The sequence below is a fragment of the Corallococcus sp. M7 genome (assembly GCF_054512695.1).
On the sequence record NZ_CM137252.1, the window covers coordinates 7744215 to 7759236 of the forward strand.

Annotated in this window: 14 protein-coding genes and 1 other RNA gene; 4 read left to right on the plus strand and 11 right to left on the minus strand. The window is 71.0% G+C overall.

Features of this window, described 5'->3' with window-relative positions:
• Positions 1–72 precede the first annotated feature (72 nt).
• The 5 genes from ACX114_RS31005 to ACX114_RS31025 all read right to left on the minus strand — a co-directional run bounded on the left by ACX114_RS31005 (position 73) and on the right by ACX114_RS31025 (position 4626).
• Positions 73–1836 (minus strand): Hsp70 family protein, encoded by a 1764-nt coding sequence (locus ACX114_RS31005; protein WP_459290503.1) that lies wholly within the window; start codon positions 1834–1836, stop codon positions 73–75.
• A 36-nt stretch (positions 1837–1872) separates the two neighbouring features.
• Positions 1873–2370 carry a hypothetical protein gene (locus ACX114_RS31010; RefSeq protein WP_459290505.1) on the minus strand — a complete coding sequence of 166 codons (498 nt, stop codon included), beginning with the start codon at positions 2368–2370 and terminating at the stop codon, positions 1873–1875.
• Positions 2371–2566: 196 nt separating this feature from the next.
• A complete protein-coding gene (locus ACX114_RS31015) occupies positions 2567–3415 on the minus strand; it encodes a formylglycine-generating enzyme family protein (protein ID WP_459290506.1) in 849 nt (282 codons plus the stop codon).
• Positions 3416–3422: 7 nt separating this feature from the next.
• The gene (locus ACX114_RS31020) at positions 3423–4190 is read right to left on the minus strand and encodes a tRNA(His) guanylyltransferase Thg1 family protein (RefSeq protein ID WP_459290508.1); all 768 of its coding nucleotides are present in this window, start codon (positions 4188–4190) and stop codon (positions 3423–3425) included.
• The gene (locus ACX114_RS31025) at positions 4177–4626 is read right to left on the minus strand and encodes an AAA family ATPase (protein WP_459290510.1); all 450 of its coding nucleotides are present in this window, start codon (positions 4624–4626) and stop codon (positions 4177–4179) included. The genes ACX114_RS31020 and ACX114_RS31025 overlap by 14 nt, the downstream gene beginning before the upstream one ends.
• Before the next feature lie 94 nt (positions 4627–4720).
• Between ACX114_RS31025 and rnpB the strand changes: the two genes are divergently transcribed.
• Positions 4721–5114, plus strand: an RNA gene (gene rnpB / locus ACX114_RS31030) — RNase P RNA component class A.
• Between the two features lie 10 nt (positions 5115–5124).
• Here the strand turns inward: rnpB and ACX114_RS31035 are convergent.
• A complete protein-coding gene (locus ACX114_RS31035) occupies positions 5125–5688 on the minus strand; it encodes a hypothetical protein (RefSeq protein WP_459290512.1) in 564 nt (187 codons plus the stop codon).
• Positions 5689–5756: 68 nt separating this feature from the next.
• Here ACX114_RS31035 and ftsY point away from each other — a divergent pair, with 68 nt between their 5' ends.
• Positions 5757–7313: a signal recognition particle-docking protein FtsY gene (ftsY, locus tag ACX114_RS31040; protein ID WP_459290513.1), complete on the plus strand. Its 1557-nt coding sequence runs from the start codon at positions 5757–5759 to the stop codon at positions 7311–7313.
• A gap of 7 nt (positions 7314–7320) precedes the next feature.
• Here the strand turns inward: ftsY and ACX114_RS31045 are convergent, their stop codons facing one another.
• Positions 7321–9165 (minus strand): M1 family aminopeptidase, encoded by a 1845-nt coding sequence (locus tag ACX114_RS31045; protein WP_459290515.1) that lies wholly within the window; start codon positions 9163–9165, stop codon positions 7321–7323.
• A gap of 51 nt (positions 9166–9216) precedes the next feature.
• Between ACX114_RS31045 and ACX114_RS31050 the strand changes: the two genes are divergently transcribed.
• Entirely contained in the window at positions 9217–9813 is a 597-nt protein-coding gene (locus ACX114_RS31050) for a hypothetical protein (RefSeq protein ID WP_459290517.1), read from the plus strand.
• A gap of 57 nt (positions 9814–9870) precedes the next feature.
• Here ACX114_RS31050 and ACX114_RS31055 read toward each other — a convergent pair whose 3' ends face one another.
• On the minus strand, positions 9871–10887 hold the full coding sequence (locus ACX114_RS31055; protein WP_459290518.1) for a PEGA domain-containing protein: 1017 nt from the start codon (positions 10885–10887) through the stop codon (positions 9871–9873).
• An 83-nt stretch (positions 10888–10970) separates the two neighbouring features.
• On the opposite strand from ACX114_RS31055, the gene ACX114_RS31060 reads away from it, so the two are divergent.
• Positions 10971–11498: a hypothetical protein gene (locus ACX114_RS31060; protein ID WP_459290520.1), complete on the plus strand. Its 528-nt coding sequence runs from the start codon at positions 10971–10973 to the stop codon at positions 11496–11498.
• Between the two features lie 92 nt (positions 11499–11590).
• Here the strand turns inward: ACX114_RS31060 and ACX114_RS31065 are convergent, their stop codons facing one another.
• The 3 genes from ACX114_RS31065 to ACX114_RS31075 all read right to left on the minus strand — a co-directional run bounded on the left by ACX114_RS31065 (position 11591) and on the right by ACX114_RS31075 (position 15022).
• Positions 11591–13114 carry a cellulose synthase family protein gene (locus ACX114_RS31065; protein WP_459290522.1) on the minus strand — a complete coding sequence of 508 codons (1524 nt, stop codon included), beginning with the start codon at positions 13112–13114 and terminating at the stop codon, positions 11591–11593.
• A gap of 317 nt (positions 13115–13431) precedes the next feature.
• Positions 13432–14409 carry a D-alanine--D-alanine ligase family protein gene (locus ACX114_RS31070; RefSeq protein WP_459290524.1) on the minus strand — a complete coding sequence of 326 codons (978 nt, stop codon included), beginning with the start codon at positions 14407–14409 and terminating at the stop codon, positions 13432–13434.
• Positions 14410–14728: 319 nt separating this feature from the next.
• Entirely contained in the window at positions 14729–15022 is a 294-nt protein-coding gene (locus tag ACX114_RS31075) for a hypothetical protein (RefSeq protein ID WP_459290526.1), read from the minus strand.

Genomic DNA, 15022 nt, shown 5'->3' on the forward strand with positions numbered 1-15022 from the left:
GGCCATGAACTCGCGCGCGCTGTTGGAGCGTCGCACCACCCGGCGCTGGAGTTCGGTCCGCAGCACGCGCTCTCAACCCAGGTCGAACAGCAGGTCGGTCAGCTCGGCGTCCAGACGGGCAGCGGCTCTCCGGTCGCCCTTCGCGCGGGCCTCGCGCAAGGCATTGCACAGCGCTTCCAGCCGGGGACGCACGTTCGCTGGCGCGGTCGCGATCCGTTCGGTCGCCGCGTTCAACAGCGCATCCGCGTCGGCTTCCGATGACGCAGCCGCGGCCACGGGCACGGGCGTCGCCGGCACAGGAGCCGCGCCCCATTCTCTCGCCAGCCGCTCCTTCGCCTCCAGCCGCTGCTCCGGCCCCAGGCGCTGCGAGCGCTTGTCCACCACCAGCGTGGCCTCCTTGCCCGTGGAGACCACCCGCGTCGTCACGTCGAGGATGCCGTTGATGTCGTACGTGAACGTGACCGCGACCTTCTCCGCCCCCGCGCGCCCGGGCGGCACGCCCTCCACCGTGTACGCGTCCAGCAGCAGGTTGTCCTTCACCAGCCGCGCTTCCCCCTGGAACACGCGGATCTCCACCGCGCGCTGCCCGTCCGCCGTCGTCGCGAAGGTCTCCGTGCGCGACACCGGCACCGTCGTGTTGCGCGGGATGAGCGGCGAAAAGACTCCGCCCACCCGTTCGCGCCCCACCGACGCCTGCACCTCCACGCCCAGCGTGAAGGGACACACGTCGGTGATCATGATGCCGTGCGCGGCGCTCACCGCGCCCGTCTTCAGCCCGGCCTGGAGCGCGGCGCCCAATGCCACCGCCTCGTCGGGGTGCACGCCGTCGCGCGGCTCGCGCCCGAAGTATTCGGCGACCAACCGGCGCACCAACGGCACGCGCGAGCTGCCGCCCACCAGCACCACCTCCGCGATGGACTTCTTCGCGAGCTTCGCGTCCTTCAGCGCGCTCTCCATCGGCTCGAGCGTGGAGCGCACCAGGTCAGTGATCAGCGCCTCGAACCTCGCGCGCGTGACCTCCACCTCCAGCGACGCGGGCGTGCCACCCCGGCCCGGCGCGAGGAACGGCACGATGACCGGCGTGGCCTCCACGGACGTGAGCGCGATCTTCGCGGCCTCCGCCGCGGCCTTGAGCCGCACCTGCGCCGCCAGGTTCCCGGCCAGCGACACACCATGGGAGCGCTCGAACTCCGCGCCCAGCCACGCGGCCAGCGCCTGGTCGAAGTCGCTGCCTCCCAGTTGGTTGTTGCCCGCGGAGGCCTTCACGTCCAGCACGCCCTGGAACATCTCCAGCACCGACACGTCGAACGTGCCGCCGCCCAGGTCGTACACCAGCACGTACTGCTCGGCGTCCAGGTGGTTCACGCCGTACGCGAGCGCCGCAGCGGTGGGCTCGTTGAGCAGCCGCTCCACCTTGAGCCCCGCCAGCTCTCCCGCGTCCTTCGTCGCCTGCCGCTGCGCATCGCTGAAGTAGGCGGGCACCGTGACCACGGCCTCCGTCACCGCGCCACCCAGCGCCCGCTCCGCGTCCTCGCGCAGTGCACGCAGGATGAGCGCGGAAATCTCCGTGGGGCTGTAGCGCCGGTCCCCGAGCGTCACCGGCAGGTCGCGGCCCATGCGCCGCTTCACCTCCGCGATGGTGCGCTCCGGATGCACGAGCAACTGCGCTCGCGCGGACTCGCCCACGTGGAGACGGCCCTCCGCGTCCAGTCCCACCACCGACGGCGTGAGGCGCTGCCCCAACCGGTTGGTCAGGAGGTTGGGACGGCCCGCGCTGTCGAGCGCGGCCACCAGGGAGTGCGTGGTGCCTAGATCGATGCCAACGACGTGACTCATGCGAGGTGAACCCAAGGCCTTTCGGCGAACAGCGGACTAGGACTCCGGCGGCGTCCACGGCTGCGCGGGCGCGGCGACGGGGGCGGCCTCCGGAGCGGCGTACAGGTTGCGCAGCTGCGACAGGCCCTCCACGCTGATCCCCGCCTCCTGGGCGATCTCCAGCGCGCGCTCCGGCGACGCGTGGGTCACCCACCGCCACTTGTACGAAGCAATCAGCCCGCCGATGCAGGCCAGGCCCAGTAGGCCCAGCATGATGGCATTCGCCGACTCGAGATTCGTGAAGGCCAGGAAGCCGGTGAACAGTGAAATCCCCCCCGCGATGATGAACAGCAGGCGCGCCCACGCCACGAGCACGGACTTGCCGCTCATGGAGATGGCCGATCCCCGCCAGCCATTGCCCTCCTCGGCGACGACGAGCCAACCCTCCAGCGGGATGAGCGGCACGAAGTTGATGTGGCCGAACTTCGTCGCCACGTAGCCGACGCCCGGAATCTCATCGACCTTGCCGTAGAGCCTCGAACCGAAAATGACCATGTGCGTCCCCCTCGAAACCGTCGCGCGGCGCCGCGAAGGCACCCCTGGCGCGTGAGCGCGAATCCTGCGGCACCCGGGCGAACGCGCGCAATCCCCCGCCCCGGGTAGGACAGCGCCTCACGACCCCGTGGGCCAGCGTCCTCCAGAACATACGGACCCAGAGGGAAGAACTGGCTCCACGACACCCCGAGTGCGCTCAGGGCCGGTGCACGCAGCGGAACCCCACTCCCGTCAGTCCATTCTTTGGATAGGCGAGGCCCCGGTGGGCGGACCGGAACAGGGATGGGATGTGATTGAGCCAGGAGCCTCCCCGATGGACCGGCTTCTCCGGAACGCCGGAGGCTTCGAGAGGCGCGTCCTCGCCCAACCGCTCCTGATAGCCGGTGGCGGTCCACTGCCACACGTTCCCGGTCATGTCGCAGAGCCCCCAGGCATTGCATCGCGGTCCGCCATGCACCACCGGAGCCGTGCCGCCAAGGCAACCCCGCGCCCCGCACGACACCGAGCCGACCACGTGCTCCGCGTCGAACGACTCGCCCCACCAGAAGGTGGAGACCGTCGAGGCACGCACGGCGTATTCCCACTCCGCCTCCGTGGGCAGCGCACCACCCACGAGCTCGCAGTAGGCCCGCGCGGCGCGCCAGTCCACGCAGTTCGCGGGATGATCCGTGCGCTCGGAGTCCAGGTTGCAGCGGCCGAGCCATTCACTCGGGGTCTCCGCATCGGTCCACCAGCGCGCTTGCGGATCCTTCGCGCGCACCTGCTCACGTCGCGCCGCGAAGGCCCGCACCGTCACGGGCGTCACGTCCATCTGGAAGCGCTCGAACGCGACCTCCGTCCGAGGCCCTTCGTCCACGTCCCTCCCCGGCTCTCCCGCCGGTGAGCCCATCTCGAAGCGCCCGGCCGGCAGCCACACCGACGCAGGCGGGGGCACGGGCTCCACGCGGGAGACGCGCGGAGCCGTGCCCTCGTTCGCGGTGCCACAGCCCGCCGTGAACACGAGGAGGGCGAGAACCGAACAGCCCCGGAAGGAAGTCGAAGTCATCCGGGGATTATCGCTCCACGCCCTCCATCAGGGACATGATGAAGGCGCTGTACGCATCCCTCATCGGCAGCTCGTAGTCCACCTTGAGGCGGCGGCGCTCGGCGAGGACCGTCGCCCCCGTCCTCGGGTCGCGGGCCTCCTTCGTGTACGTCTCCCGGTAGAGCCCCGTCCCGCGCTTCTGCCAGCTCGGCACGTCGTTGAAGTTCACGCCCCGCTGGAAGAGCAGCTCGTTCTTCTCCGCCACCGACAGGCGCTTGAGCATGGCCGTGGCCTCCGCCACGTTCTTCCCTTCGCGGCGCAGGCTCCAGTAGCAGTGCGCGTTCAGCGCGTTCCTCACCGCGTCCTCGCTGCGCCAGCGGAAGTAGTCGCGCACGAGCTCCGCGTTCGGCAGCTCGCAGATGCGGCAGTCGAACACGGCCAGGTCCCCCAGGAGTAGCGAGAACTTCGCGCTCGCCTCGCCCGCGAGGAGGGAGTTGAGCTTGCGCGTCTTGCGTCCGAAGGTGTCCTCGTCCGGGTGGAAGAGCAGCGAGATTTCGTCGCTCTGCGTGTAGCCGTAGACGACCCGGAAGCCGCAGTCCACCAGGTGGGCGGTCGTCGCGACCATCAGGTCCCGGAAGCGCACGTCGAAGGGGCTCTCGAAGGCGTGCACCTCCTTCGTGAGCCGCGTGAAGCCGCGCCCGTCGATGCGCGCCACCATGTACACGCCGGGCAGCACGCAGAGGTCGTGCGCGGTCTCGAACACGCGCATCTTCTCGTCCAGCTCATCGAACTTCACGTTGCCACTCCTCCACGGTGAAACCGTCCGGCCCCAGCCGGACGAAGAAAAGCGCGTCGAAGCCCTCCTCGGGGTTGGGGACCTGCAATCGCTTGTAGGTCCCGAGCACGCCCACCAGCGGCACCCGCTGCTCCACCGGGCGCTGATCATTCCGCAGGAGCGCGTCCGCGACCTTCGACTGGAAGTAGAGCCCCACCACGCGGAAGCCGAACTGCTTCGCGGCCGCGATGTAGCGGGAGCGCTCCGCCACCGTGGGGTTGGTGTTGTCCACCACGAAGGGCTGCTTCGCTTCCAGGCACGCGCGAAGCAGCACCTTCTCCCGGTGCCGCGTCTTGAGCATGTCCAGGCTCAGGCGGACGTGCGTGGTGAAGAAGCGCTCCCGGTAGAAGCTGCTCTTCCCTGCCCCCTGGATACCCGTGAAGATGACCGCTTCCATGCCGCCCCACCCCTCTCGCGAAGGCGGACGCACGACACCGCCCCATCCTGAAGGTGGACCCGCCCGGGCTGGCTGTTGTATCCCCCGGAGTGCCGGAGCGGTCCGGGTGAACGCCGGCCATCGCAGGCATGGATGGCGGGAGGAAAGTCCGGGCTCCAGAGGGCAGGGTGCTGGCTAACGGCCAGTCGAGGCGACTCGCAGGACAGTGCCACAGAAAACAGACCGCCCGTTCCCGCGAGGGGGCGGGTAAGGGTGAAACGGTGCGGTAAGAGCGCACCGCGTCCGGGGTGACTCGGACGGCACGGTAAACCCCACCTGGAGCAAGAGCCAATAGGAGCGCGTCCCCGAAAGGGGACAGGGATGGCCCGTCCCATGCGTTCGGGTTGCTCGCTGACGAGGCCCCTGGGCAACCAGGGCCCTAGATGAATGTTCGCCGCCCATCCCGAAAGGGGTGGGGACAGAACCCGGCTTACAGGGCCGCTCCGGTTTTTTTCCCTGTTACTTGCCCACGGGGACCTGCGCCAACAGCAGGCGCCCCCGGCCGTCGTTGCGCACCGCCTCCGGGTTGGTGATGGGCAGACGGCTGTCGTTGCGCGGCTCCCAGAGCCCCATCCACACGTTGATGGCGCGCGGCGACGCGCCCTGCGGCAGGGCGATGACGAACTCGTCCTTCACCGTCTCCCCCACCTTCCACTGCGTCGTGGGGTACAGGCCGCCCGCGGGCTTGTGGTCCACGTTGAGGCGCTCCATGCGCCCGTCCGCGTCCTCCAGGTGCACGAAGACGAGGTAGTCCTCCTCAATCGGCTGGAGCACCTTGAAGAAGACGGTGACGCGAGCCTGGTCCCCCGCGGGGATGCGGCCCGGCTGCACGGACGCGCCCACCACCTCCACCTTGCCGCCCAGGTTGGCGCCGCTGCGGATGGACAGCGGGGGGACCTGGGTGACGGTGGCCGCGCGGCGCTCCTGGTCGCTGGCCCCGCCGGGGGCCTCCACGATGCAGGCGCTGGAAGTCCCCAAGAGGACGGAGGCGGTCAACAGGACGTTCAGGGGCGGAAGGCGCATGACGGAGGGCCGTTCTACCCGGCCACGGGCGCTGCATCCAACTGCGCGTTGGTGTATGCGGAGCGGCGATGAAGACCCTTAGCCCCCTCGACGCACTCCTGGCGCAGGTGCCCCCCGCCCCCTCCCCCGCCCCCACTCCCGGCGGCGGGACGACGCAGCCGGGCACGGGCACCCCGCCGGACACGGGCCTCTCCGGCGGCGAGATTGTCGGCATTGGCGGCGCGGCCGTCTTCGTCGTCCTGGCGCTCGTCGCGGCGCGAAAGCTCTTCGGCAAGAAGCGCGTGCCGGAAGCCCCCGGGAAGCCAGAGGCGGAGGCGCCCCAACTGCCCGCGGAGCGCCCCGAGCTGCGCGTGGAGCTGCCGCCCAACGAGGCGGAGCTCGCCCGGCGCCGCGACCTGGATGACGCCCACGCGCGCATGGATGAGCTGCGCCGTGAGCGCGAGACGGCCTCGTTCGCCGCCCACGCCGCGAAGGACCCGGCGGAGAAGGCCCGGCTGGAGGCCCAGGTCCGCGCCCTCAAGGAGCGCGAGGAGGAGGCCAAGCGCGTCGAGTACCGCGCCAAGAAGGCGCTCGACGACGAGACGCGCGAGCGCCGCAAGCGGGAGCAGGTCGAAGCGGTGCGCCTGCGCGACGAGGCCATCGCCCAGGAGGCGGCCCGGGCGGAGGCCGCCCGTCAGGCCGAAGAGGCCGCCGCGCGCGCCAAGGTGGAGGCGGAGGGCGGCCGCACGCTGGCGCAGGGGCTGGACCGCACGAAGAACCAGGGCTTCATGGCGCGCCTCAACGGCCTGTTCGGCGGCCAGCGCACCATGGACGACTCCGTCCTGTCGGAGCTGGAGGAGATTTTGTTCACCGCCGACATCGGCGTGCGCACCGCGGACCACCTGGTGGAGGTCGCGCGCGACAAGCTCAAGCGCGCGGAGCTGAAGGACCCGGAGCGCATCAAGGGCGCCATCCGCGACGAGGTGGCGCGCATGGTGGACCTGCCCGTGCCGCCTTCGCTGACGGGCGGTGGCCCGCCGCACGTGGTGATGGTGGTGGGCGTGAATGGCGCCGGGAAGACGACGACCATCGGCAAGCTGGCCGCGCAGCTCACGGGCCAGGGCAAGAAGGTGGTGCTCGCCGCGGGTGACACCTTCCGCGCCGCCGCCACGGAGCAGTTGGACGTGTGGGCCGAGCGCGCGGGCGCCCAGTTGGTGAAGGGCCCGGAGAACGGCGACCCGAGCGCCGTCATCTTCGAGGCGGTGAAGAAGGCCCAGGCCGAAGGCGCGGACGTCATCATCGCGGACACCGCGGGCCGGCTGCACACCAAGGCCCCGCTCATGGAGGAGCTCAAGAAGGTCAAGCGCGTGATGGACAAGGCGCTGCCCGGCGCGCCCCATGAGGTGCTGCTCGTCCTGGACTCCACCAACGGGCAGAACGCCATCCAGCAGGCCAAGCAGTTCCACGAGGCCGTGGGCGTCAGCGCCATCGCGCTCACCAAGCTGGACGGCACCGCCAAGGGCGGCGTCATCATCGGCATCTGCGACGAATTGAAGCTGCCCGTGGTCTGGGTGGGCGTGGGCGAGAAGATCGCCGACCTGCGCCGCTTCGAGCCGCGCGAGTTCGTGCAAGCGCTGTTCGACTGAAAGGGCCCTACTGCCCCATCAACTGGGGCAGCAGCTGCTCCAGCAGCTCCTGCGTCTGGGCGTCCAGCTTCACGCCGCCCATGCCCATGTCGCCGCCCATGGCCTCCATCAGCCCCTGGAGGTCCGCCGCGCCCAGGTCCTCGTCGCCGTGGGCCTCCTCCCACCAGCGCGTGCGCAGCTGCGTCAGCGCCTTCGCGTTCGCGGGGCTCGCCTTCGCCAGCTCCTGGGTGAAGCACGCCTTGCACGCCCACTTGAAGCGGTACGTGTCCACGTAGGCGCGCAGGGCCTTGAGGAAGGCGCTGTCCCCCACCAGCTTGCGCGACGCGTGGTGGAGCAGCGGCGCCTTGCCGTACACGAGCGCGCCGTACTCCAGCTCGCCGCCGTCGAAGTCGCCCGTGGGCCGGTCCGCGCGGCCGTCGCTGCCGCCCGTCAGCCGGAAGAACTGGTAGGGCATCACCAGGGCCTCGTTGCGCAGGGACTCGGCGGCCTCCGGGCCGTGGGCCCATTCCATGTAGAGGAGCGCCGCGTACTGGGCCAGGGACTCGTCCACCACCGGGTCGTGGATGGGGTCCGAGCCCACGAGCCCCGCGAAGTACTGGTGCGCCACCTCGTGCGCCACGGTGAACTCCAGCGTGCGCTCCAGGGACGCCCCCACCTGAGAGCTCACCTGCGCCAGCATCCCCGCGCCGCCCTGCGCGTCCAGCAGCTCCTGGAAGGCCTCCATGCCGGGCATGCCCACCAGCATGGACAAGGGGTCCTGCTTCGCGCGGTAGAGCGACGTGCCCACCGTCACCAGCCCCGGGAACTCCATGCCGCCCGCGCCGCCGCTCAAGGGCGCCTGCACCACGCGGAAGTGGGTGTAGGGCAGCGGGCCCAGCCGCTTCTCGAACTCCGTCAGGGCCTGTGACGCGTACTTGAGCACGCGCTTGCCCACCGCCGCGTCCCGCGCCGCGAAGTGGCTCTCCACCGTGACGCCGTTCACCGTGGCGGTGGCGGACTGGTAGCCGCGCGTCACCAGCACCGGGAAGTCGCGCACCGCCGCCGCCGCGAAGCTGTAGCGCACGCGGCCGTCGCGCTCGGGCACCGCGCCCATGGGCGTCCCGGTGGAGTGCGCCGCCCAGCCCGACGGCACCGTGAGCGTGGCCAGCACGTGCGCGGGCTCGTACAGCGCCAGGTCTCCCGTGCCCTGCGGACCGGCCCACGGCTGGCCCCGGTCATCCACCGGCGGCACCTGCGGCACCACGCCCACCAGACTCACCACGTCCGCCGTGGCGGAGAAGGCCCCGTGGTCATCCGGGCCGCCCTTCGCACCGCCGCCCAGGAGCCCGCCCGCGCCCATCAGCGACTCCGCGCCCGGCGCGGCTTTCGGCACCGTGCCCTTGAGCGCGACCTCCAGCGACACCGTGCCGCCCGGAGGCACCGGCGGCTCCACCGTGATGCGCTGCAACGTGGGCTCCGGCCCCAGCTCCAGCGCCACGGCCTTCCCGTTGAGCTTCGCGCCGGAGAGCGTCACCTGGCGGGAGCGGGTGTTGGGCGTCAGCCGCAGGTACAGCTCCGTCACCGGCTTGGGGCCCCTGGCCACCAGCTCCACCTGCACCTTGCCCCAGACGCGCCGCTCCTTCGGCTCCACCTCCAGTTGCACGCGGTAGAGCGGCACGGACTCCAGCGGCCCCAGCGCCCGCGCGGCCCGGTCCCGCTCCTCCGGCTTCAGATGCTGGAGGCACAGCTGCACCTCTGGCGCCACGCTGCCCGCGCCCGGAATGGCGGGAGCTGCGGGGGCGGGAGGTGTCGCGGCGGCCACGGGGCCCGCGACCAACGCACACAGCAGCCGCCATCCAGGGAGGGTCCGCATGGGGGGCATGCTAATTGACCCCGTCCAGGGCCGCTCGCTACAAGCCTCCGGGTGCGCCACTCGCGAACGTTGACCCTCTCCGCCGCCGCGCTGAGCCTCCTGGCCTGCGCGAAGCAGGTTCCCCCGTCCACCGCCGCCGCGCCGCCCGAAGCGCGCTCGGTCCAGTTGCTGAGCGCCACGCCGGAGCGTGAGACGGCGAGCCTGGAGCAGCGGCGCGAGGACGTGGAGGTGGACACCCGCGAGGGCGAGCGCACGCCGCGCGTCGTCGCCACCGGCGAGACGCCGCAGCTGCTGCTGGACGGCGCCAAGGCCCGCCTCTGCGGGGACGCGGCCTGCACGCAGGGCTTCGCCGTGGACAACTTCCTCCTGCTGGAGGTGCTGGACACGAAGGGGAAGGTGTCGCGCCGCGCCGCCGTGGGCTTCACGGACAGCGTCTTCGTCGGCAACGAGCAGGTGGACAACGTGGGCCGGCGCGCCTTCAGCTTCGAGCCCAACGAGGTGGACCTCAGCGCCCTGCTGCCGGAGTCCGAGCCCTTCCGCCTCCGCGTCACCGCGCTGGACTACTGGGGCGTGGGCCGCGTGACGAACGTCTTCCTGCGGCTGGAGCCCGGCGCGGGCCGCGCCGAGGACGACCTGCGGGGCCACTGAAGCGGCCCCAGTGCCATCGCCACCGGGGCGGACGCGGACGTCCGCCCCGCGCGTCGTTCAGAAGCGCACGCCGTTCGCGGGCATCGCCGGGCGCAGGCCCGAGAACCCGATTTCGCCGTCACACACTCCCTGGCACACGTCGTTCGGGGTGAGCTCCGCGGGGCCACGGGTCATCGCGTAGGCACCGGCGCCCGCCGCGGCGGCCACCACGCCCACGCCCACCCAGACGTACCACTTCTGGTACCAGGACTTGCTGGTGCTCTCCTTCACCTCCGGCGGCTGCTCGGCGCCCAGCGCCAGGCCCGGCTGGTCCACCGGCGACTCCGCGGGCTTCGACGGCTGCAGCGTCGTCGAGCGCGGCACATCCTCCGCCTGCGCCACCGCCGTCGGCGTGTCAGACGAGGGACGCAGCCGCCCCTCCACGACGTAGAGCTGGCCGGCGCGCACGGTGATGTTCTTCACGTCCTTGAGCCCCGGCGCGCGGAACTCGATTTCGTGCGGCCCCTGCGCCAGGGGGTGGTTGTCGACGGGGGTGGGGCCCACGCGGTTGCCGTCCACGAACACCACCGTGCGGGGCGCGTCCGCGCGCAGGGTGGCGAAGCCCGTGGCGGCCTCCAGCGAGATGATCAGCTCCGTCGTCAGGCCCGGCGCCAGCGTCACCTGCTGGTTGAAGTCCGAATAGTTCTGACGGCGGGCGGCGACGGTGTGCTCACCCGGCGTCAGCTCCAGCGGCGTCTGCGGGTTCACCTCCTGGCCGTCCACCGTCACCTTCGCGCCGCGCGCGTTGCTGCCCAGCTTGAGCGCGAGCGTGGCCTTCGCGGGGGCCGCGTCCTCGACGGTGGCCGTGGCGGCGTTCTTGCCCGCCTTGCCCTTGCGCTTCGCCGTCGGCTTCGGCGGCGTCTTGCGCTTGGCCGTCGGCTTCGGCGGCTTCGCGGTCTTGGGCTTGGTGCCCTTGGGCTTCGTGGGCTTCGACTCCGAAGGGCCCAGGAGATCATCGATGTCCTGGGCGAATGCCGCGGACGGCAGCGCCAGGGTGGCGACAAGCGACAGGATGGCGAAGCGGCGAAGACTCATCTTGGACCGAAGGTTAGAGAGTCATCCCAGGGGAAGCAAACACCGTCCCACCCGGCCGTCCGTTGGGAGAATATCCGCGCCCCATGCACCGCGCCCTCGTCACCCTCCCCCTTGGCCTCTGTGTCCTCTCGCTCGCGGCCTGTCCGGGCAAGGCCCCACCCCGGGTGGAGACCGCCACGGCCTCCGTGCCGCCTCCCATCCACGTGCCGCCCGGCTGCGAGAAGGACCTGTCTGGCGACTACCACCACGCGCAAAACCCGGCCTTCCGCTACCTGGGTCAGGACGACGGCCGCACCCTCTCACTCGCGGTGGTGCGAGCGTGGGCGGACGGCGGCATGGAGTCCCCGGACGCGGGCTCCGTGGGCATCGTCCTCCACCGCACGCCGGAGGGCTTCGTGGGCGAGACGCGCGCCACCGGCTTCAGCGCCTCCGGGACGCCCTGCCCCGTCGCCTTCCCCACGGAGGCCGTGGCCTGCACCGACGCCGGCCTCACGCTGAGGGCCGCGTCCAGCACCGCCATTGACGAAGGCTGCCGTCCCGCCACCTCCGGCCCCGCCCCGGTGCGCCAGGAGCAGGTGCTGCTGCGCGGCGTGCCCGACGCGGGCATGTAGGACCCGGAGAAAAGCACCGCGCCGCCCTCCCCCGCCTGGGGACCCAGGAGGGAAGCGGCGGCGCGAGGTGGACCGCGAAGCTTGCGAAAGGCTCAGGCCGCCTGGCGTGGCTGCTCCTCGGAGGACGCCACGGCGGGGGTGGCGTCCGGCGCCTTCGCCCGGCCCGCCAGGCCCTGCAGCAGGCTGGACACGCCCACGTAGAGGAAGCCCGCCAGGAACAGGATGATGAAGGGCACCGACGTGTAGATGCGCGAGTCGATGGCGAACCACAGCGCGCCGGTGAAGTACGCGGCGAAGAGCAGCTCCACCACCGGCATCAGCGTCTTGCTGCCCCGGTAGCTCTTCTTCACGGCCTTGACGCTCTTGCCCTCGGCGCCCGTCTTCGGCGTGCGCGCGAAGCCCGACTGCTGGTTGAGCAGCGCCTCGCCCACGGCCTTCGCGTTGTTGATGGCCAGGCCGATGCCCAGGCTCATCAGGAAGGGCAGGTACTTGAAGCGCTCCCAGCCCTTCACGCCGCGCTCACGCTGGGCGGCCACGTAGAAGACGCAGACGCTGGCCGTCGCGGTGATGAAGAACGGCAGGTCCAGGAACAGCGTGCCGTACAGGCCGTGCTGGAAGCGCACCACCATGCTGATGGGCATCAGCACGGACAGCAGCACCATCAGCAGGTAGGCCATGTTGTTGGTGAGGTGGAAGAAGGCCTCGCGCTTCACCAGCAGCGGCAGGTCGCTCTTGAGGATGGTGGGCAAGAGCTTCTTCGCCGTCTGGATGGAGCCCTTGGCCCAGCGGTGCTGCTGGCTCTTGAAGGCGTTCATGTCCACCGGCACCTCCGCGGGGGAGATGACCTCCGGGAGGAAGATGAACTGCCAGCCCTTGAGCTGCGCGCGGTAGGACAGGTCCAGGTCCTCCGTGAGCGTGTCGTGCTGCCAGCCGCCCGCGTCGCCAATGGTCGTGCGGCGCCAGATGCCCGCGGTGCCGTTGAAGTTGAAGAAGCAGCCGGCGCGGTTGCGCGCGGTGTGCTCGATGATGAAGTGCCCGTCCAGGAAGATGCTCTGCGCCTGCGTGAGGATGCTGAACTCACGGTTCAGGTGGCCCCAGCGCACCTGCACCATGCCCACCTTCGCGTCCGCGAAGAAGGGCACCGTGCGCATCAGGAAGTCGGGGCTGGGGACGAAGTCCGCGTCGAACACCGCCACGTACTCGCCCGAGGCCAGCTTGAGGCCGTTCTCCAGCGCGCCCGCCTTGAAGCCCTGGCGGTTGACGCGGTGGATGTAGACGATGTCGTGGCCCTTCTGCCGGTGGCGCTCCACGCACGCGCGCGCGATGGCGCACGTCTCGTCCGTGGAGTCGTCCAGCACTTGAATCTCCAGCAGCTCGCGCGGGTAGTCGATGCGGCACACCGACTCCACCAGGCGCTCCACCACGTACATCTCGTTGAAGATGGGCAGCTGGATGGTTACACGAGGCAGCGCCTTCAGCGTGCCGTTGGGCGTCGGCAGCTTGAACTTGTGGCGGTAATACAAAAACGCCATGCGGTAGCGGTGGGAGCCGTAGACTCCCAGCACGCTCAGCAAGCTGAAGTAGACTGCCAGGAAGATGATCTCGACGGTGGTCATCGGTGACGCTCAGCCCCTCCCGCTGGCACTGGCGCCAGCGGTCCTACCAGACGTGGCGGCATGCCGACCGACCGCTCACGCTGACCGCCGCCTGTGGGTCTGCTGAGCCCCGCCCCGTATGTGCCCGAAAAGACAGGGCTTTGACCTTCCGGCTACTGATCGCCGGCGGACAATAGGGAGCCACCCGGGTCGTGTCAAACTATTCCCCGGATTCGAGAGGCTTTGAACGGCGGCTTTGACGCAGGTTGTCACCCCCTTCTTCCCTGCGTCGGGGCGATGCCGGGACGACGTCCCAGGTGCTTCGAGCGCCAGAGGACCTAGCGCGCGACGCGCAGGGGCACGGGCGCGGCGGGCGTGAGGCTGGGGCCTTCCGCGACGTGCGACTCGTCGCGGGTGGCGCGGTCCAGCACGCCCTGCACCAGCGCGGGGAAGTCCAGGCCCGCGCGGGCGGCGATCTTCGGCAGGAGGCTGGTGGGGGTGAAGCCCGGCAGCGTGTTCACCTCCAGCACCACGTCGTTCTCCGTGTCGGAGCACATCAGGTCCACGCGGCCGTAGCCCCGGCAGCCCAGGGCCCGGTAGGCGGCCAGCGCGAGCGACTCCACGTTGACGCGGCGGGTGTCGGACAGGCGGGGCGGCAGGAAGTACTGGGCGCCGCCGCCCTTGTACTTGGCCTCGTAGTCGAAGCCCTCGCGCGGGTAGGACACCTCGCAGCTGCCCAGCACGCTGTCGCCGAGGATGCCCACCGTCACCTCCTGGCCCTGGACGAAGCGCTCCACCAGGGCCTCGCCGCCGAAGCGGCACGCCTGGACCACCGCGGGCACCAGCGCCCCGGCGTCGTGCACCACGGACAGGCCCACGGACGAGCCGCCCTTGGCGGGCTTCACCACGCAGGGGAAGCCGCTGTCGCCGTGCAGCTCCAGCGCGCGCTCCGCGTCCTCGCGGGCCACCCGGTAGCCCCGGGGCGAGGCCAGGTTGTGGAGCTGGAAGAGCTTCTTCGCCATGGGCTTGTCCATGGCCAGCGCGGAGGCCAGCACGCCGGAGCCGGTGTACGGAATCTCCAGCAGCTCCAAGAGGCCCTGCACGCGGCCGTCCTCGCCCATGCGGCCGTGCAGCGCGAGGAAGGCCACGTCGATGTCCGCCGCGCGCAGCGCCCGGTCCAGGCCCGGGCCCGCGAAGACGCGGGTGACGGTGTGCCCCAGGGTCTCCAGGGCCGCCACCACGGCCTCCCCCGTCTTGAGCGAAATCTCCCGCTCCTCGCCCCACCCGCCCATCAGCACTCCCACGCGCTTGCCCATGTCGATGATGCCTCCTTGGGCCCGCGTCAGAGCACGGATGATGCCACGCACCGGAAGTGCTCCCTCCGCGCGGACGTCACGTTCAAGTGGCTGGAATGACGGGGGTTTCGCGCTGTCGCCGGGCGGCAGGCAGCCGTGTCCGGGGGGACACGGCGCGGCCCGCTGGCCACGTGCGGGAGTGTTTACAGGGCGCCGCGCCCAGGCTCCGTGCCCCCTGGAGACAGGGACGCACAAGGCGCGGCGGCCAACGGCATCAGGGCCCCGTCACCGGCACCGTGACGGGCGACCGGTGACGTGAGGGCCTTGGCGCGGGGGGACTTCAGCCCCCGTCGCCGACGCCGCCATCCGACAGGAGCCCGCCGTCCGTGAGGCCGGCGTCCGTGTCGCCACCGGCGTCGGTGGTCCCGGCGTCAGTGGTGCCGGCGTCGGACGTGCCGGCGTCGGTGGGGGTGCCGTCCTCGGAGGTGCAGACCTCGTTGCGGCAGACGTAGCCCTCCAGGCACTGGCCGCGGTCGCAGGGCTGCCCTTCAGGGTCGAAGCTGACGAGCAGGCTGCAGGCGGACAGGCCCATGACGAGGGCCGAGGGAACGATGAGCGATGAAAGGCGGCGCAT